Annotated in this window: 17 protein-coding genes, 1 tRNA gene and 1 pseudogene; 7 read left to right on the top strand and 12 right to left on the bottom strand. The window is 60.3% G+C overall.

Annotated elements, in window-relative coordinates:
- Nucleotides 1-22: 22 nt before the first annotated feature.
- The 5 genes from BSF40_RS14200 to BSF40_RS14180 form a co-directional block, all read right to left on the bottom strand.
- Nucleotides 23-964 (bottom strand): ribose-phosphate pyrophosphokinase, encoded by a 942-nt coding sequence (locus BSF40_RS14200; RefSeq protein ID WP_003171603.1) that lies wholly within the window; start codon nt 962-964, stop codon nt 23-25.
- 46 nt (nt 965-1,010) lie between these two features.
- A tRNA-Gln gene (locus BSF40_RS14195) sits at nt 1,011-1,085 on the bottom strand.
- A 36-nt stretch (nt 1,086-1,121) separates the two neighbouring features.
- Nucleotides 1,122-1,973, bottom strand: a complete 852-nt coding sequence (gene ispE / locus BSF40_RS14190) for a 4-(cytidine 5'-diphospho)-2-C-methyl-D-erythritol kinase (RefSeq protein ID WP_095965582.1) — start codon at nt 1,971-1,973, stop codon at nt 1,122-1,124.
- A gap of 1 nt (nt 1,974) precedes the next feature.
- A complete protein-coding gene (gene lolB / locus BSF40_RS14185) occupies nt 1,975-2,592 on the bottom strand; it encodes a lipoprotein insertase outer membrane protein LolB (RefSeq protein ID WP_095965581.1) in 618 nt (205 codons plus the stop codon).
- Between the two features lie 4 nt (nt 2,593-2,596).
- Nucleotides 2,597-4,321, bottom strand: coding sequence for a tetratricopeptide repeat protein (locus tag BSF40_RS14180; RefSeq protein ID WP_095965580.1), 1,725 nt, complete (start codon nt 4,319-4,321; stop codon nt 2,597-2,599).
- A 234-nt stretch (nt 4,322-4,555) separates the two neighbouring features.
- On the opposite strand from BSF40_RS14180, the gene hemA reads away from it, so the two are divergent.
- The 6 genes from hemA (at nt 4,556) to BSF40_RS14150 (ending at nt 9,931) form a co-directional block, all read left to right on the top strand.
- Nucleotides 4,556-5,845: a glutamyl-tRNA reductase gene (gene hemA / locus BSF40_RS14175; protein ID WP_007973881.1), complete on the top strand. Its 1,290-nt coding sequence runs from the start codon at nt 4,556-4,558 to the stop codon at nt 5,843-5,845.
- The gene (gene prfA, locus BSF40_RS14170) at nt 5,842-6,924 is read left to right on the top strand and encodes a peptide chain release factor 1 (RefSeq protein WP_007973879.1); all 1,083 of its coding nucleotides are present in this window, start codon (nt 5,842-5,844) and stop codon (nt 6,922-6,924) included. Before hemA ends, prfA begins: the two co-directional genes overlap by 4 nt.
- Nucleotides 6,925-7,755 (top strand): peptide chain release factor N(5)-glutamine methyltransferase, encoded by an 831-nt coding sequence (gene prmC, locus BSF40_RS14165; protein ID WP_095965579.1) that lies wholly within the window; start codon nt 6,925-6,927, stop codon nt 7,753-7,755.
- Complete coding sequence (locus tag BSF40_RS14160; protein ID WP_095965578.1) at nt 7,749-8,504, top strand: molybdopterin-synthase adenylyltransferase MoeB; 756 nt, start codon at nt 7,749-7,751, stop codon at nt 8,502-8,504. Before prmC ends, BSF40_RS14160 begins: the two co-directional genes overlap by 7 nt.
- Entirely contained in the window at nt 8,497-9,288 is a 792-nt protein-coding gene (murI, locus tag BSF40_RS14155) for a glutamate racemase (protein WP_095965577.1), read from the top strand. Before BSF40_RS14160 ends, murI begins: the two co-directional genes overlap by 8 nt.
- 124 nt (nt 9,289-9,412) lie before the next feature.
- Entirely contained in the window at nt 9,413-9,931 is a 519-nt protein-coding gene (locus BSF40_RS14150; RefSeq protein WP_095965576.1) for an acyloxyacyl hydrolase, read from the top strand.
- Between the two features lie 132 nt (nt 9,932-10,063).
- On the opposite strand, the gene BSF40_RS14145 is transcribed toward BSF40_RS14150, so the two are convergent.
- The 7 genes and pseudogenes from BSF40_RS14145 to BSF40_RS14115 all read right to left on the bottom strand — a co-directional run bounded on the left by BSF40_RS14145 (nt 10,064) and on the right by BSF40_RS14115 (nt 15,903).
- Entirely contained in the window at nt 10,064-10,369 is a 306-nt protein-coding gene (locus BSF40_RS14145) for a YkgJ family cysteine cluster protein (RefSeq protein WP_015096814.1), read from the bottom strand.
- Between the two features lie 99 nt (nt 10,370-10,468).
- On the bottom strand, nt 10,469-11,251 hold the full coding sequence (locus tag BSF40_RS14140; RefSeq protein ID WP_095965575.1) for an SDR family oxidoreductase: 783 nt from the start codon (nt 11,249-11,251) through the stop codon (nt 10,469-10,471).
- Nucleotides 11,248-11,343, bottom strand: a pseudogene (locus tag BSF40_RS14135) (transcriptional regulator); the annotation flags it as partial. The gene BSF40_RS14140 and the pseudogene BSF40_RS14135, both read right to left, overlap by 4 nt.
- Nucleotides 11,344-11,348: 5 nt before the next feature.
- On the bottom strand, nt 11,349-12,791 hold the full coding sequence (gene phrB / locus BSF40_RS14130; protein WP_095965574.1) for a deoxyribodipyrimidine photo-lyase: 1,443 nt from the start codon (nt 12,789-12,791) through the stop codon (nt 11,349-11,351).
- A 21-nt stretch (nt 12,792-12,812) separates the two neighbouring features.
- Nucleotides 12,813-13,754: a MerR family transcriptional regulator gene (locus BSF40_RS14125; protein WP_095965573.1), complete on the bottom strand. Its 942-nt coding sequence runs from the start codon at nt 13,752-13,754 to the stop codon at nt 12,813-12,815.
- Nucleotides 13,754-14,713, bottom strand: coding sequence for a DUF523 and DUF1722 domain-containing protein (locus BSF40_RS14120; RefSeq protein WP_095965572.1), 960 nt, complete (start codon nt 14,711-14,713; stop codon nt 13,754-13,756). The genes BSF40_RS14125 and BSF40_RS14120 overlap by 1 nt, the downstream gene beginning before the upstream one ends.
- Nucleotides 14,714-14,916: 203 nt before the next feature.
- Nucleotides 14,917-15,903: an NAD(P)/FAD-dependent oxidoreductase gene (locus tag BSF40_RS14115; RefSeq protein WP_095965571.1), complete on the bottom strand. Its 987-nt coding sequence runs from the start codon at nt 15,901-15,903 to the stop codon at nt 14,917-14,919.
- A 196-nt stretch (nt 15,904-16,099) separates the two neighbouring features.
- Between BSF40_RS14115 and BSF40_RS14110 the strand changes: the two genes are divergently transcribed.
- The gene (locus BSF40_RS14110) at nt 16,100-17,002 is read left to right on the top strand and encodes a TIGR01777 family oxidoreductase (protein WP_095965570.1); all 903 of its coding nucleotides are present in this window, start codon (nt 16,100-16,102) and stop codon (nt 17,000-17,002) included.
- Nucleotides 17,003-17,015: the final 13 nt, after the last annotated feature.

The following is a 17,015-nucleotide window of genomic DNA, read 5'->3' as shown; positions in this document are numbered from 1 at the left end:
CATTTCGAGAAGGGCAGGGCCCTTAGCGGAACATCGCACTGATCGATTCTTCATTGCTGATGCGGCGGACCGCCTCGGCAACTACCGGTGCGATATCCAGTTGGCGGATACGCGCACAGGCTTGTGCTGCAGCGGACAGCGGAATGGTGTTGGTCACCACCAGCTCGTCCAGCACGGAATTTTCAATGTTCTCGATTGCCCGACCCGACAGCACAGGGTGCGTGCAGTAGGCGAAAACCTTGGCAGCGCCATGCTCTTTCAGGGCCTTGGCCGCGTGGCACAGGGTGCCGGCGGTATCGACCATGTCATCGACCAGAATACAGGTACGCCCTTCGACATCACCGATGATATGCATCACTTCAGAGTGATTGGCTTTCTCACGGCGTTTGTCGATGATCCCGAGATCCACGCCCAGGGATTTGGCAACGGCACGTGCACGCACGACGCCGCCAATGTCCGGGGACACGATCATCAGGTTTTCGAAGCGCTGATCTTCGATGTCATCCACCAGAACCGGGGAGCCGTAGATGTTATCTACCGGAATATCGAAGAAACCCTGGATTTGGTCAGCATGCAGATCAACCGTGAGAACACGGTCGATGCCGACTACGGTAAGCATGTCAGCCACGACTTTCGCGCTGATAGCCACACGTGCGGAACGCGGACGGCGATCCTGACGGGCATAACCAAAGTAAGGAATAACAGCAGTGATACGAGTAGCCGAGGAGCGGCGGAAGGCATCAGCCATCACTACCAGTTCCATCAGGTTATCGTTGGTCGGAGCGCAAGTCGGCTGAATAATGAAGACGTCTTTACCGCGGACGTTTTCATTGATCTCGGCTGTAATTTCGCCGTCGGAGAATTTACCGACAGAGATGTCACCGAGAGGGATATGCAGCTGACGTACGACACGCCGAGCCAGATCGGGGTTAGCGTTCCCCGTAAAGACCATCATCTTGGACACGCGCAGTACCTGAAGGCTGAGGGTAACCTGGATGAGTATAGGAAAATGGCAGGGGCGGCTGGATTCGAACCAACGCATGGCAGGATCAAAACCTGCTGCCTTACCGCTTGGCGACGCCCCTGTATCTGTTGCAACGATTACCCGGTAATCGGTTCCTTTAGAGCAGACTTTGAAGCTTGCGATGCAACATCGAAACGTTGCTTCCTTTTGCTACAAAACCTGTAAGGTTCTCTGTCAGAAGGGCCGAGACTTTATCAGCTTCAGCTTTGCTTGGGAAGCCCCCAAACACACAACTTCCAGTTCCGGTGAGTTTTGCTTCGGTAAATTTACCTAACAAATTCAAAGCGTTACGTACCTCTGGATAACGCCTTGTTACCACCGGCAAGCAGTCATTTCGACTGTTTCCCTTGGGAACGGGGCGCACTTTAATGGGAGGAGTGTTACGTGTCAACAACGGATCTGAAAAAATTTCTGCCGTACTTACAGAGACTTGCGGTACCAGCACCAGATACCACGGTTCTTCGGGGTCGACAGGGGTCAGTTTCTCCCCCACGCCCTCGGCGAAAGCCGCATGACCACGAACGAAAACCGGGACGTCGGCGCCCAGCGTCAATCCCAGGCCAGCCAGGCGATCTTCATCCCAGCCCAATTGCCACAGGTGATTGAGGCCGAGCAAGGTCGTTGCGGCATTCGAACTGCCGCCGCCAATGCCGCCACCCATGGGCAGGATCTTTTCGATCCAGATATCGACGCCCAGCGAACAACCGGATTGCTCCTGAAGTTTTTTCGCGGCCTTGACGATCAGGTTGCTGTCGTGGGGCACGCCTGCGAACTCGGTGTGCAGCTGAATGACGCCGTCATCGCGCAGGGCGTAGGTGATTTCGTCGCCGTAATCGAGAAACTGAAACATCGTTTGCAGTTCGTGGTAGCCGTCTTCGCGGCGACCGAGAATGTGCAACATCAAATTGAGTTTGGCCGGAGACGGCAGAGTCAGGCGATTGGCTGGCATGTCATGACCCCAGTTTGCGTGGTTGCCAGGCCTTGATCACCAGCGTGACGTCAAGGTCGGTGCCATGCAGCTTGATGCGCTCGGGCAGCCAGTAGCCATTTTGCTGGGTGTAGTCGGTGTATTCGACCTGCCAGCCATCCTGCTCGAGGTTGGCCAGGCGACTGTCGGTATCCAGGGTCAGGTGACTTTTGCTGTCCGGAGCCGGGAGCCCGCGTACCCACCAGGCCAGATTGGACACCGGCAGCTTCCAGCCCAGCTGTTCTTCGAGCAGCACTTCCGGATTCGGCGCGTCGTAGCGTCCCTGGTTGGCGACTTCCAGCGACACCTTGCCCGGACGTCCGGTCAGGCGAGCCGCACCGCGGCCCAATGGCCCGGACAGGCGAATGTCGTAGTAATCCTGGCGCTGCAACCAGAACAGCGTGCCGCTGCCCGAGTCTTTCGGCGCACGGATGCCGATCTTGCCGTCGATCTGCCAGCCATCGAGGCCGGTCAGTTGCTGTTTGTGCTCGCGCCATTGGGCGGCGTTGCCATGTCCCTCGACCGATTCGCGGGGACCAAGGCCTGCGCAACCGGCGAGCAGGGCGATAAAACTGAAAACGATGAAATGGCGCAAAAACATAATCTTAAAGAGTCTCTGATCCGGTCAGGCGTTTGATGGTGCCACGCAGGGTCGGGCTGTCAGGCTGTTCCTTGAGGAATTTGCCCCAGACTTGTCTGGCTTCGCGCTGTTTGCCGTTGGCCCACAGGACTTCGCCCAGGTGCGCGGCGACTTCCTGGTCGGGGAAGCGTTCCAGGGCCTGGCGCAGCAGGCGCTCGGCTTCGTCGAGATTGCCCAGGCGGTAATTCACCCAGCCAAGGCTGTCGAGCACCGCCGGATCTTCCGGACTGATCTGGTGTGCCTGCTCGATCAGGGCCTTGGCTTCGGCGTAGCGTGTGGTGCGGTCGGACAAGGTGTAGCCGAGGGCGTTCAACGCCATGGCATTGTCCGGGTCGCGCTTGATGATCGTGCGCAGGTCTTTTTCCATCTGCGCCAGGTCATTGCGTTTTTCCGCTTGCATGGCACGGGTGTAGAGCAGGTTCAAATCGTCCGGGTATTGCTCCAGGGCTTGATGCAGAACACTCCAGGCCTTGTCGCCCTGATTGTTGGCGGACAGGGTTTCGGCTTCGATCAGGTACAACTGGATCGCGTAATCCGGCTGCTCGTCGCGCTCTGTCGCCAGCTTTCTTTGCGCTTCGGCGGTCCTGCCGTTGTCTATCAGGATGTCGGCCTGACGCAATTGCGCCGGCAGGAAATCGTTGCCCGGGCCCACCTTGGCGTACTCGATCAATGCGCCTTGCGGGTCGTTTTGTTCTTCGGCGATGCGGCCGAGGTTCAGGTGCGCCGAGTCGACGTGGCTGTCCCGGGCGATCAGGTCTTCAAGATAACCCTTGGCCTCGTTCCACGCCTTGGCTTCCAGGCAGACCAGTGCCAGGGAGTATCGCAGGTCGTCGTCTTCCGGGTACTGCTGAACCAGGCTCGAGAACTCGGCCTTGGCGTCGTCCATGCGGTCCTGTTCAACCAGCATCCGCGCATAAGTCAGGCGCAGGCGCTTGTCGTCCGGGTATTTCTTGATGCTTTTCTGCAGCAGCGGCAAGGCCTCGTCACCGCGATCGAGGGTTTGCAGCAGGCGTGCGCGCAGCAGAATCGGGGCAATTTCGCCGTCGTCCGGCGGATTGTCTTCCAGCAGTTTCAGTGCGCCTTTGGTGTCGCCATCCTGTTGCATCAGCAGCGCCTTGCCGAAAATCAGCTGGCTGTTGTCTGGATGGCGCTGCAGCAAGCGGTCGAAGCTTTTCATCAGGCCGTTGCGTGTGTCCTGGTCGGTGTCGGCCGCCGACAGCGCCAGGAAGTCGAAATGAGTGTCGCCCTTGCCTTGCAGGACTTTCTCCATATAGACCATGGAGTCGTCATAACGCCCGGCGCGGGCCAGTTGCACGGCAGCGGCGCGTTGCGCTTCGAGGTCGTCGGGGGCGTTTTTCGCCCAGATCAGCGCGGTGTCCAGGGCCGCCTGGTCGGCACCCAGGTATTCGGCGATACGGAATGCCCGCTCCGAGATGCCCGGATCCTGGGTGTTGATGGCCTGGGTCACATAGTTGTCCAGGGCAATGTCGAAACGATTGCGCTGGCCAGCCAGTTCGGCGCTCAACAGGCTGAAGACGGTTTCCTCGCTGAAGGAGCTGTAGACCTTCGGCTTTTCAGGGGCCGGGGTGCTGTCTTCAACCGGCGGCGTACCGTCCGACGAAACGGGTGCCAAGGCCTGGCAGCCGCTGAGGAAGACAAAAGCGAGGAGCAACGCGGAAGATCTATTCATATAGGAGGAGGACGACTAACCTGCGGTCGGATCATCATGACACAAGCTTTAGGCCAAACATAACCGGCCCGCCAATTTACCCGCACAGCGGATCCGGCCAAACCTGACGGCCCTGTAAACGAGAACCGCTCGCAACGTGGGTCTCGCCTACCGGCGCGATAGATATCGAGTAGTTGTTCTGATTCCGTCGAAGTAGGACAATTGCCGGCTTCACGTCACCATCAGCGACTTTGAATGGCCTTCCTTGCACTCGGTATTAACCACAAGACTGCTTCAGTAGACGTCCGCGAGCGCGTGGCTTTTACCCCTGAGCAGCTGGTTGAGGCCTTGCAGCAGCTCTGCCGACTCACCGACAGCCGCGAAGCTGCGATCCTCTCCACCTGCAATCGCAGTGAACTCTATATAGAACAGGATCACCTGTCGGCGGATGTCGTGCTGCGCTGGCTGGCCGAATATCATCATTTGAGCTACGACGAGCTGCGCGAAAGCGCCTATGTGCATGAAGATGATGCGGCAGTTCGTCACATGATGCGGGTGGCCTCCGGGCTCGACTCGCTGGTGTTGGGCGAGCCGCAGATTCTCGGCCAGATGAAGTCGGCCTATGCCGTGGCTCGCGAGGCGGGCACCATCGGGCCATTGCTCGGGCGGCTGTTCCAGGCCACGTTCAACGCGGCCAAGCAGGTGCGCACCGACACGGCCATCGGCGAAAACCCGGTATCGGTGGCATTTGCCGCGGTGAGCCTGGCCAAGCAGATTTTCAGCGACCTGCAACGCAGCCAGGCCTTGTTGATCGGTGCCGGCGAGACCATCACCCTGGTCGCCCGCCATCTGCATGACCTGGGGGTAAAGCGCATCGTGGTCGCCAACCGTACCCTGGAGCGCGCGAGCATCCTGGCCGAACAGTTCGGCGCCCATGCGGTGTTGCTGTCGGATATTCCGGCAGAGCTGGTGCGCAGCGATATCGTCATCAGTTCCACCGCCAGCCAGTTGCCGATCCTGGGCAAGGGTGCAGTGGAAAGCGCCTTGAAACTGCGCAAGCACAAACCCATTTTCATGGTGGATATCGCCGTTCCCCGCGACATCGAACCGGAAGTCGGCGAGTTGGACGACGTTTACCTCTATAGCGTCGACGATCTTCACGAAGTGGTCGCCGAGAACCTCAAGAGCCGCCAGGGCGCTGCCCAGGCCGCCGAAGAGATGGTCTCGGTCGGCGCCGAAGACTTCATGGTCCGTCTGCGTGAATTGGCGGCGGTGGACGTGCTCAAGGCCTATCGTCAACAGAGCGAACGCCTGCGCGACGAAGAATTGCAAAAGGCCCAGCGCATGCTGGCCAACGGCAGCAGCGCCGAAGAGGTGCTGGTGCAACTGGCTCGCGGGCTGACCAACAAACTCTTGCACGCACCGAGCGTGCAGTTGAAAAAGCTCTCTGCCGAAGGTCGCCTGGATGCGCTGGCGATGGCCCAGGAACTCTTTGCCCTCGGTGAGGGCTCATCGGATAGCTTTTCGGATAAAAAACCGCAATGAAAGCGTCACTGCTCAATAAGCTGGATATTCTCCAGGACCGTTTCGAGGAATTGACCGCCCTGCTGGGCGACGGCGAGGTCATTTCCGATCAGAACAAGTTCCGTACCTATTCCAAGGAGTACGCGGAAGTTGAACCGATCGTGGGCACCTATAAAGAACTGCTGAAAGTGCAGGATGACCTCGAGGGCGCCCAGGCTCTGCTCAAGGACAGCGACCCGGACATGCGTGAAATGGCCGTGGAAGAAGTCCGCGAGGCCAAGGAGCGCCTGGTCACGCTCGAAGCCGACCTGCAGCGCATGCTGCTGCCCAAGGACCCGAACGACGGGCGCAACGTGTTCCTCGAAATCCGTGCCGGCACCGGCGGCGACGAGGCGGCGATTTTCTCCGGCGACCTGTTCCGCATGTATTCGCGTTACGCCGAGCGTCGTGGCTGGCGGGTGGAGATCCTCTCGGAAAACGAGGGCGAACACGGCGGCTATAAAGAGGTGATTGCCCGGGTCGAGGGCGACAACGTCTACGGCAAGCTCAAGTTCGAATCCGGTGCGCACCGTGTGCAGCGGGTTCCGGCGACCGAATCTCAGGGCCGCATCCACACGTCTGCCTGCACCGTGGCGGTATTGCCCGAGCCGGACGAACAGGAAGCCATCGAGATCAACCCGGCCGACCTGCGCATCGATACCTATCGCTCCTCCGGCGCCGGTGGCCAGCACGTCAACAAGACCGATTCGGCGATCCGCATTACGCACTTGCCGTCCGGCATCGTGGTCGAGTGCCAGGAAGAACGTTCGCAGCACAAGAACCGTGCCCGGGCGATGTCCTGGTTGTCGGCCAAGCTGAACGATCAGCAGACCTCCGCCGCGGCCAACGCCATCGCCAGCGAACGCAAGCTGCTGGTCGGTTCCGGTGATCGCTCCGAGCGCATCCGCACCTACAATTTTGCCCAGGGCCGGGTCACCGACCACCGGGTCAACCTGACCTTGTATTCCCTCGACGAGATCCTCGCCGGCGGCGTCGAGGCGGTGATCGAGCCGTTGCTGGCCGAGTACCAGGCCGATCAACTGGCAGCGATAGGTGAGTAAATGACGATCATCGCCAGTTTGTTGCGTGCCGCCGATCTGCCCGACTCGCCGACGGCGCGTCTGGATGCCGAATTGCTGCTGGCGGCGGCGTTGGGCAAGTCCCGCAGTTTCCTGCACACCTGGCCGGAACGCATCGTGCCGAGCGAAGCGGCGCTGACGTTCGCCGAGTATTTGCAGCGCCGCCGCAGCGGTGAGCCGGTGGCCTACATCCTCGGCCAGCAAGGTTTCTGGAAGCTGGACCTGGAAGTGGCACCGCACACACTGATCCCGCGCCCCGACACTGAGCTGCTGGTGGAAGCTGCGCTGGAACTATTGCCGGCCACACCGGCCAAGGTGCTCGACCTCGGTACCGGCAGCGGCGCGATTGCCCTGGCGTTGGCCAGCGAGCGTCCGGCCTGGAACGTCACTGCCGTGGATCGCGTGCTGGAAGCGGTGGCCCTGGCCGAGCGCAATCGCCAGCGCCTGCACCTGAACAACGCCAAGGTACTGAGCAGTCATTGGTTCAGCGCCCTGGAAGGTCAGCGTTTTGAGCTGATCATCAGCAATCCGCCCTACATTGCAGCGACCGATCCGCATCTGGTCGAGGGCGATGTGCGCTTCGAACCGGTCAGCGCCCTGGTGGCGGGTGTCGACGGGCTCGACGATCTGCGTCTGATCGTCGACCAGGCACCGGATCATCTCGACGCTGGCGGCTGGCTGATGCTCGAGCATGGCTATGATCAGGCCGAGGCGGTCCGCGACCTGCTGCTGACCCGCGGTTTTGAAGAAGTCCACAGCCGCACCGATCTGGGCGGTCACCAACGCATCAGTCTGGGGCGCCTGCCGTGCTGAATGATCAGGAGTTGCTGCGTTACAGTCGGCAGATTCTGCTGCAACACATCGATATCGATGGCCAGTTGCGGCTCAAGGACAGCCGCGTATTGATCGTCGGGCTCGGCGGCCTTGGCGCGCCAGTGGCGCTGTATCTGGCGGCTGCCGGCATTGGCGAGATGCACCTGGCGGACTTCGACACGGTCGACCTGACCAACTTGCAACGCCAGATCATTCACGACACCGACAGCATCGGCATGGGCAAGGTCGATTCAGCGATCAAGCGCCTGACGGCGATCAATCCCGAGATTCAACTGGTCGCCCATCGTTCGGCGCTGGATGAGGATTCCCTGGCCGCCGTGGTGGCCGGGGTAGATCTGGTCCTCGATTGTTCTGACAATTTTTCCACCCGTGAAGCGGTCAATGCCGCTTGCGTGGCGGCCGGCAAACCGCTGGTCAGCGGCGCGGCGATTCGCCTCGAAGGTCAACTGTCGGTGTTCGATCCGCGTCGGCCGGAGAGTCCGTGCTACCACTGTTTGTATGGGCACGGCAGCGAAGCCCAGCTGACATGCAGCGAGGCCGGCGTGGTCGGGCCGTTGGTGGGGCTGGTTGGCAGTCTGCAAGCCCTCGAAGCGCTGAAGTTGCTGGCCGGATTCGGTGAGCCGCTGGTGGGGCGCCTGCTGTTGATCGATGCCTTGGGTACACGCTTCCGTGAGTTGCGGGTCAAGCGCGATCCGGGTTGCAGCGTCTGTGGGTCGAAACATGCGTGAAGCGCCGATTGGCGTGTTCGACTCCGGTGTCGGCGGGCTCTCGGTACTGGCCGAGATCCAGCGTTTGCTGCCCAACGAGACACTGATGTACGTCGCCGATTGCGGCAATGTTCCCTATGGCGAGAAAACCCCGGCATTTATCCAGCAGCGTTGCAGCGTGATGGCCGACTTCTTTCAGCAGCAGGGCGCCAAGGCCCTGGTGCTGGCCTGCAACACGGCAACGGTGGCCGGCGTCGCCGACTTGCGTCGCGACTATCGCGATTGGCCCATCGTCGGCATGGAGCCGGCCGTCAAGCCGGCCGCCGCCGCAACCCGCTCCGGCGTGGTCGGGGTGCTGGCCACCACCGGTACCTTGCAGAGCGCCAAGTTCGCCGCGTTGCTAGACCGCTTCGCCACGGACGTGAAAGTGATCACCCAGCCCTGTCCCGGGCTGGTGGAGCTGATTGAAAACGGCGATCTGCAGAGCGCCGAGCTGCGTGAGCTGTTGGCCGGTTATGTCGAGCCACTGCTGGCGGCTGGCGCGGACACCCTGATTCTCGGCTGTACCCATTACCCCTTTCTCAAGCCGATGCTCCGGCAGATGATCCCCGCGGACATCAGCCTGATCGATACCGGTGCCGCCGTCGCGCGGCAACTCCAGCGGCTTTTGGCCGAACGCGAACTGCTTGCCGCCGGGCCTGCCCGTGAAGCGCAGTTCTGGACCAGCGCCGATCCGCTTCATTTCAGAAATATCTTGCCGATACTGTGGAATACCTCTGGCGTTGTGCGAAGCTTCAACCGGTAGAAGGCTGTCTGGGGGGGAGTACGAAAAATCGGGGTGAACTTCTGATAAATCGCTGACTTCTATAGTTTTGCTGGGCCAGGCAACAAAAAAATCATACGAAATCGTTCGGAAAAGGAAGTTTCTAGTGAAGCGACTATTCTGCTTGGCCGCGATTGCGGCCACATTAATGGGGCACACCTTGACTGCGCAGGCGGCAGGTGTGGAGTTCGCAGTTGGTCAGACCAGCGATTCGACCATGACGTATCGACTGGGCATGCAATTCGACTGGGACCAGAGTTGGTGGCAGAGCGACGTGGGTCGTCTGACCGGTTACTGGGATGGCGCCTACACCTATTGGGAGGGTGACGAGAAATCCAGTAACCACAGCCTGTCGTTCTCGCCTGTGCTCGTTTATGAATTTTCCGGCCAGAACGTCAAACCCTACGTCGAGTTCGGGATTGGCGTGGCGGCGTTTGCCAGCACCGAAGTCGAAAGCAGCGATCTGGGCAGCGCCTTCCAGTTTGAAGACCGCTTTGGATTCGGTTTGCGCTTTGCCGGCGGACATGAAGTCGGGGTTCGTGCGACGCACTATTCCAATGCCGGGATCACCACTCCGAACGATGGTGTAGAGAGTTACGCATTGCATTACACGATGCCGTTGTAAGACGCAACGCGGTACTAAATGTGGGAGCGGGCTTGCTCGCGAAAGCAGTGGATCAGTCGACATTTTAATTGACTGACCTGACGCTTTCGCGAGCAAGCCCGCTCCCACATTTGTTTCAGGGTGAAATTGAATTCAGCGATACGCCGTCGAAATCCCCAGGCGTTCGTCGATGCATTCCGGTGCGCCCATCTCGAACTCCCGGCAGATCAGCGGACGTTTTTCGTAGATGGTGCACATCATCGTGTTGCGATCCAGTGCGGCACACCAGCCGTCGTCCAGACGCAGCATGACTTCCCCGCCCCAGTCATCGGTATCGATGAACCGTTCAGGCACACCCGTGTCGGTGATCAGCATGACTTCGAGCTGGCAGCAGCAGGCTGCGCAGGTCGAGCACGTGACCGCGGGTTCCGCGATTTGCGTATGGGGGATGGTTTTCATGCCGCGCAGTGTAAGGCAGTCACCCGGTGCTGTGTGAAAGGTCTGACGGACGCCCAGGTATCGGCGCGTCCGGGATACCGCTGCCGATGATGGCGATTTTCAGGGTTGGTCCTTGATCGGTGGCTGACTGCGCACCATGCGTTTGCCGATCTCCAGTTTCACTTGGTCCGGCCGTTTGGAGAGCGGCCAGAGGGCAGCCATGAACGCAGCCGGGAAAGCGATTTCCAGCGGGCGGTCCTTGAGCTTTTCGAAGATGTGCCGTGCGGCTTTCTCCACCGGCCAGCTCAAGGGCATGGGAAAACCGTTTTTCGCCGTCAGTGGCGTTTCGACAGCCCCGGGGCTGATCACTGTGAGTTCTATGCCTTCAGGGGCCAGGTCGATGCGCAGGGATTCGAACAGGTAACGCAGCCCGGCCTTTGAGGTGCCATACGCCTCTGCCTCGGGCAGTGGCAGGTAAGTTACCGTGCTGGCCATGGCCACCATATGGGGTGCGGTGCCGGCACGCAGCAAAGGCAGGGCGGCGTCGATGCAATAGCTACTGGCCAACAGGTTGGTACGCAACACGTGCTCGATAATCGACGCATCGAACTGCCTGGCATCCACGTACTCGCTGGTGCCGGCATTGAGTATCACGGTGTCCAGCGAGCCCCAGTCCTCGGCAATCTGTTCGCCGATCTCGCGCACGGTCTGGCTGTTGGTCAGGTCACCGGCCACCACCAGCACTTGCCCCGGATAGCGTTGCGACAATACTTTCAACTGCGCCACCGAGCGCGAACTGACGGCCAGGTGCGCACCGCTTTTCAGGATTTCTTCGGCCAGGGCGACACCGATGCCGCTGCTGGCGCCGGCCAGCCAGTATCGTCGTGAGAGCGTACGACTCATCCCAATCTCCTTTTCAGCCAGGCCATTGCCCGGCCCAATACGGGTAAATGTTGATAAAGCAGAACCCCAGCATCGAGCTAATCCCGGTGGCGGTCATTCATGACCCAGCGGCGGCGTATTGCCGTGACGGCAGGTTTTTGAACGCCGTCAACGCTCGCGTCCGGGATGTGCTCAAGTCGACGATCGGTGTAGGGTAATCCACCCCACCAAAAAGGCCGCCGAGATTGGCGGGGTTGTGCACATCTTTTTTATTCAGCCCTGCCAACTCCGGCAGCCATCGCTTGATGAATACACCTTCGGGATCGAATTTTTCCGATTGACTCAGCGGGTTGAAAATCCGGAAGTAAGGCGCCGAGTCGGTGCCGGTGGAAGAGCTCCATTGCCAACCACCATTGTTCGCCGCCAGGTCGCCATCGATCAGGTGACGCATGAAAAAGCGTTCGCCTTCGCGCCAGTCGATCAGCAGGTTCTTGGTCAGGAACATCGCCACCACCATGCGCAGGCGGTTGTGCATCCAGCCGGTGGTCAACAGTTGGCGCATGGCGGCGTCGATGATTGGCAAGCCGGTGCGCGCCTGTTGCCAGGCGGCCAGTTCATCGGGAGCGTTGCGCCAGGCCAGCGCTTCGGTTTCCGGGCGAAACGCGCGGTGTCGGGACACTCGCGGGTAGCCCACCAGGATGTGTTTGTAGAATTCGCGCCACAGCAGTTCGTTGATCCAGGTGACGGCGCCGGTGTTGCCGCTTTCGAACTCACCCTGATTGCTGTTCAACGCGGCGTGCAGGCATTGGCGAGGAGAAATCACCCCGGCGGCAAGATAGGCCGAGAGCTGACTGGTACCGGGTTTTGCCGGGAAGTCGCGTTCGTTCTGGTAGTGCTCGATCTGCGCTTCGCTAAAGTTGTCGAGGCGACGCCGGGCTTCGGTTTCGCCGGCCGGCCACAGGCTTCGCAGGTGATCACCGGGTGTTGCGAAACCCTCGACGCTCAAGGGGATCGCATCGCTGGCAATGTTCAGCGGCGCTTGTTTGTGCGGTGCGCGGACCAGGCTGGGCAGCGCGTGGTGCAGTCGTTCGTAGCAGACTTTGCGGAACTGGCTGAAGACCTGAAAGTAAGTGCCGGTCCGGGTCAGCACGCTTCCGGGCTTGAACAGCAATTGATCGAGGTAGCGGTGAACTTCGATGCCTTCGGTCTGTAGCGTCCGGGCGACCGCAGCATCGCGACGGGACTCGTGAATGCCGTACTCATCATTGAGGTGCAACGCGTCGACCTGCCACTGCCGGCACAGGTTCAGCAATACGCTGGGCGCGTCATCCCAGCGGGGAGCCTGGCGGATCAGCAGGGGAATGTTCAGTTGACCCAGTTCGCGGCTCAGCTCGCGCAGGTTACGCAGCCAGAAGTCCACTTTGCAGGGCGCATCGTCGTGTTCCAGCCATTGCTCCGGACTCAGCAGGTACACCGCCACGCAGGGGCCACGAGCCGCGGCGGCCGAGAGGGCGGTGTTGTCATGTAGACGCAAGTCGCTGCGCAGCCAGATCAATTGCATAGGGGGATCCACGCGATTCATTTAAATCAGCCCGCACTGAACCAGTGCCTGATGTGCCGACAATGGATCTTCGGCCAGGTACAAGTCAGTGATCTCGGTGGTACTTGCGGACAACTCGGCGTGGTGGATGCACACCGTTGGTCCGGCAATCATTTTTGGGCAACTGACACCTTTGAAAAGTTTCGGCAGTTGCGCCAGGTTCATGGCCTTGCTGGAGTACAGCAGAACCCCACGGGGTTGCAGCAGTTCGACCGCCAATGCCAGTTCGCCGACAGGCAGCGGCCCGTCGAAGACCTCCACCGGGCAATCCGCGCTGCTGATCAGCCAGGCCGTGAGCCACAGCTGAGGTTCCATGGGCAGGTCCGAGTGGTTGATCAACAGCATTGGCGCGGTGCGCAACTGACGATTGTCATGGTAGATGCGTGCACCGAATTTGCTGCGTAGCCAGGCACAAAAAAAGCCCCGTTCCATCTGCGCACCGAATTGGCCTTGCCAGCGTTGCTCCAGGGCGGCCAGCAAAGGCATGAGCAATTGCTCGCACAGGGTTCGCGGCGGATACAGCGCCATCGCCTGATTGACGTTGTCATCCAGGGCGCGTTCCTGCAATCCGCTGACCGCCTGCAGCAACGTTAGCTGCAATGTGTGCCAATCGTTGTCGACGGACTCGCTGAATATCTGCGGTGTATCGAGCAATTCCTTGACCTGGCTGACGGCGACGCCACGGTTGAGCCAGGTGAGGATGGCCTGGATACGTTGTACATGGTCGGCCGAGAACAGCCGATGCCCCTTGGGTGTGCGTTGCGGCACGATCAGACCGTAGCGCCGCTCCCAGGCGCGCAGGGTCACGGCATTGACGCCGGTCAGGCGCGCCACTTCACGGATCGGCAGCCAGCCTTCGTCCAGCGCTTTTTTAATGTCATCGCCGAGGTCTTCGCGGGCGCTGGTGTCGAGTGTCTTTTTCATCAGATGGCGTTTCGCAGGCTGAGGTTTTCCGGGTGTGGTTGCAGATAGACCTGCTGTGCGATGTACGGATCGGGGTGTTGGCGAAAGTGATGTTTGAGCAGCGTCAACGGCACCACCAGCGGCACGATGCCTTGGTGGTACTGGCTGATCAGCTGTTGCACTTCCTGCTTGTCTTCGCGGCTGATGGCCTGTTTCAGGTAACCGCTGATGTGTTGCAGGACGTTGGTATGGGTGCGGCGGGTGGCGCACTTTTTCAGCGCCGCCATCAATTCGCTGAAATATCGGGGACCCAGTTCCTGCGGATCGTTTTTGCCCATGCTGCCCAACAGGTGGCCCAGGGCTTTGTACTGCACCGGGTTGTGGGCCATCAGCAGGTATTTGTAGCGTGAGTGAAAGTCCGTGAGGCCGCGCCGGGTCAGGCCTTCCTGGCGTAGCTGCTGCCAGGCGCTGTAGGCGAATACGCGGGTGAGAAAATTTTCCCGAAGCACCGGATCGTTGAGCCGGCCGTCTTCCTCCACCGGCAAATCCGGGTGTCGCAGACAGAAGGCCCGGGCGTAGATCCCGCGACTGCCACTGTCCGCTCGTGTGCCGTTGGCGTGGTAGACCTTGACCCGCTCCAGGCCGCAGGACGGGGAATTTTGCATGAAGATATAACCGCAAATATCCCCCAGCTGCGCTGCCATGTCCCGGCCGTAGGTGGCCAGCGGTTGTGTCACGTTCAGGTTGTGATCCAGTGTTCCCACGGCTTCGGGTTGATCGGCGCCACTCACCAGTCGAATCGGTTGGCGGGGTACGCCGAGGCCGATGGCCACTTCCGGGCAGACCGGGATGAAATCGAAGTAATCAGTGAGGGTACGGCTGCATAGCCGCGACTCCTTGTGCCCGCCGTTGAAGCGCACATCGAGCCCCATCAGACAGGCGCTGATGGCTATTTTCGGTTTGACGGGGATGTGGGACATCGGAACACCTCGAATCTGAACCTGTACAAACATTTGCGTCTGTACAAGATAACTTCATCATAGATTCGAAGTTGTACAAGTCAAATTTTTTGTATAGGTTTTTTCGGCGCAATGCCCCTCCCTGTAGGAGCTGCCGAAGGCTGCGATCTGTTGATCTTGAAAAACAAAATCAAAAGATTGCAGCCTTCGGCAGCTCCTGCGGTTCATTGCAGGTGTTCATGCAAGCGGCGGGCAGCTTCCTGACCGCTTAGCCAGGCACCTTCGACACGTCCGGACAGGCACCAGTCGCCACAGGCGTACAGCCCCAGGTCGGCATCGGCCAGGGTGCCCCATTCGTGACTGCTGGCGGGGCGGGCGTAGAGCCAGCGGTGGGCGAGGCTGAAGCTCGGCGCAGGCATGGAATCGTGCAGCAGTTCGGCAAACGCGCCGTGCAACTGCTCGATCACCGCTTCCTTGGGCAGGTCGATGTGTTGCCGGCTCCAGGCGCTCGTGGCATGCAGCACCCAGGTGTCGAGAGTGTTGTCGCGCCCGGGTTTGCTGCGGTTGCGGGCCAGCCAGTCGAGTGGGCTGTCCTGTACGAAGCAGCCTTCCATGGGCGTTTCCAGCGGCGTTTCGAAGGCCAGGGCAATGGCCCAGGTCGGGTCCATTTTCACCCCGGCGGCGGCCCCTGCGAGTTTCGGCGCCGATGCCAGCAAAGCCGTGGCCTGCGGCGCCGGCGTGGCGATGACGACGTGGCTGAACGGGCCGTGGGTGAAGCCCTCGGCGTCTTGCAGATGCCAGTGTTCTTCCCCGCGATAGACCTCAGTGATCCGGCAGGCGAAATGCACTTCAAGATCACCGATCAGGGCGCGGGTGATGGCACTCATGCGCGGCGTGCCGACCCAGCGGGTCTGCTCGTCCGGCGACAGGTTGAGCTGACCGCCATGGTAGGTGTACAGCTGCGGCGCCCACTCGGCGACCCAGCCTCTGGCCTGCCAGCGCTGGACTTCCGTGACGAAGCGGCGGTCGCGGGCGGTGAAATACTGCGCGCCCATGTCCAGGGCACCCGCATCGCTGCGCTTGCTCGACATGCGCCCGCCGCTGCCGCGGCTTTTATCGAAAAGTTGAACCACATACCCGAGGTCCGTAAGGGCCTGGGCGGCGGAGAGTCCGGCAATGCCGGTGCCAATGATTGCGATAGGTACAGTCATAGGGGCCTCGTTTACCTTTCTGTACAGACTACGCCGGGGTTCAAACCTGTACAATATTGTTTTTTGGTATAACTTTTAGCGTTCTCGTTCTGACAGCTTGGCCTATTGTTAAACATAGAGCCTGCTCGATACCAAAGATCCCTGCTTATAAAAATAGACTAGTGGACAGGGTAAAACGCCACGCGAGGAAGAAGTCATGCACATATTGCTGACCGGCGGTACTGGTTTGATAGGACGTCAGCTCTGCCGGCACTGGTCGGGGCAGGGCCATCGCCTGACAGTCTGGAGTCGCAAGCCTGAAAAAGTCGCGAAAACCTGTGGTGCCCAAGTGCGTGGAATTGCCCGGTTGGAGGATCTGGGGCAGGAACCGGTGGATGCGATCGTCAATCTTGCCGGCGCGCCGATTGCCGACCGACCCTGGACGCACAAGCGTAAAGCCTTGTTGTGGAGCAGTCGGATCACGCTGACTGAAACCCTGCTGGCGTGGCTTGAGCGTCGCGAGCAGAAACCCCGGGTGTTGATTTCCGGTTCGGCCGTCGGCTGGTATGGCGACGGTGGCGAACGCGAACTGACCGAGGACTCGGGGCCGGTCAGCGAAGACTTTGCCAGCCAGCTATGCATCGCCTGGGAAGAAACCGCGCAACGGGCTGAAGCACTGGGCATTCGCGTCATCCTCATTCGAACCGGGTTGGTGCTGTCGGCCGAGGGCGGCTTTTTGTCGCGGCTGTTACTGCCCTTCAAGCTGGGACTGGGGGGGCCGATTGGCAACGGCCGGCAATGGATGCCATGGATTCATATCGACGATCAAATCGCTCTGATTGATTTTCTTCTGCATCGCAACGAGGCCAGCGGTCCCTATAATGCGTGCGCACCCAAACCGGTGCGCAACCGCGAGTTTGCCAAGACGTTGGGCACCGTACTGCATCGCCCGGCATTCATGCCGATGCCGGCCTTCGCATTGAAGATCGCGCTGGGCGAGTTGTCCTTGCTGTTGCTGGGTGGCCAACGGGCCACGCCGGTTCGCTTGTTACAGGCGGGTTTCACTTTTCAGTTCACGGATTTGCGCGCGGCTCTGGATGATTTGTCCGCTCGCCTTTGAAATAGGATGTTGC

The organism is Pseudomonas sp. ACN5, from assembly GCF_002303975.1.
Lineage (GTDB): Bacteria > Pseudomonadota > Gammaproteobacteria > Pseudomonadales > Pseudomonadaceae > Aquipseudomonas > Aquipseudomonas laurylsulfatiphila.
This window is presented reverse-complemented; position numbering and strand designations above follow the sequence as displayed.

Excerpts from the sequence above, each read along its gene's own strand:
- prmC (WP_095965579.1), top strand. The coding sequence starts at position 6,925 with ATGACGATCATCGCCAGTTTGTTGCGTGCCGCCGATCTGCCCGACTCG.
- BSF40_RS14180 (WP_095965580.1), bottom strand. The coding sequence starts at position 4,321 with ATGAATAGATCTTCCGCGTTGCTCCTCGCTTTTGTCTTCCTCAGCGGC.
- BSF40_RS14115 (WP_095965571.1), bottom strand. The coding sequence starts at position 15,903 with ATGACTGTACCTATCGCAATCATTGGCACCGGCATTGCCGGACTCTCC.
- lolB (WP_095965581.1), bottom strand. The coding sequence starts at position 2,592 with ATGTTTTTGCGCCATTTCATCGTTTTCAGTTTTATCGCCCTGCTCGCC.
- BSF40_RS14140 (WP_095965575.1), bottom strand. The coding sequence starts at position 11,251 with ATGAGTCGTACGCTCTCACGACGATACTGGCTGGCCGGCGCCAGCAGC.
- hemA (WP_007973881.1), top strand. The coding sequence starts at position 4,556 with ATGGCCTTCCTTGCACTCGGTATTAACCACAAGACTGCTTCAGTAGAC.
- BSF40_RS14125 (WP_095965573.1), bottom strand. The coding sequence starts at position 13,754 with ATGAAAAAGACACTCGACACCAGCGCCCGCGAAGACCTCGGCGATGAC.
- BSF40_RS14110 (WP_095965570.1), top strand. The coding sequence starts at position 16,100 with ATGCACATATTGCTGACCGGCGGTACTGGTTTGATAGGACGTCAGCTC.
- ispE (WP_095965582.1), bottom strand. The coding sequence starts at position 1,973 with ATGCCAGCCAATCGCCTGACTCTGCCGTCTCCGGCCAAACTCAATTTG.
- BSF40_RS14120 (WP_095965572.1), bottom strand. The coding sequence starts at position 14,713 with ATGTCCCACATCCCCGTCAAACCGAAAATAGCCATCAGCGCCTGTCTG.
- prfA (WP_007973879.1), top strand. The coding sequence starts at position 5,842 with ATGAAAGCGTCACTGCTCAATAAGCTGGATATTCTCCAGGACCGTTTC.
- BSF40_RS14145 (WP_015096814.1), bottom strand. The coding sequence starts at position 10,369 with ATGAAAACCATCCCCCATACGCAAATCGCGGAACCCGCGGTCACGTGC.
- murI (WP_095965577.1), top strand. The coding sequence starts at position 8,497 with ATGCGTGAAGCGCCGATTGGCGTGTTCGACTCCGGTGTCGGCGGGCTC.
- phrB (WP_095965574.1), bottom strand. The coding sequence starts at position 12,791 with ATGCAATTGATCTGGCTGCGCAGCGACTTGCGTCTACATGACAACACC.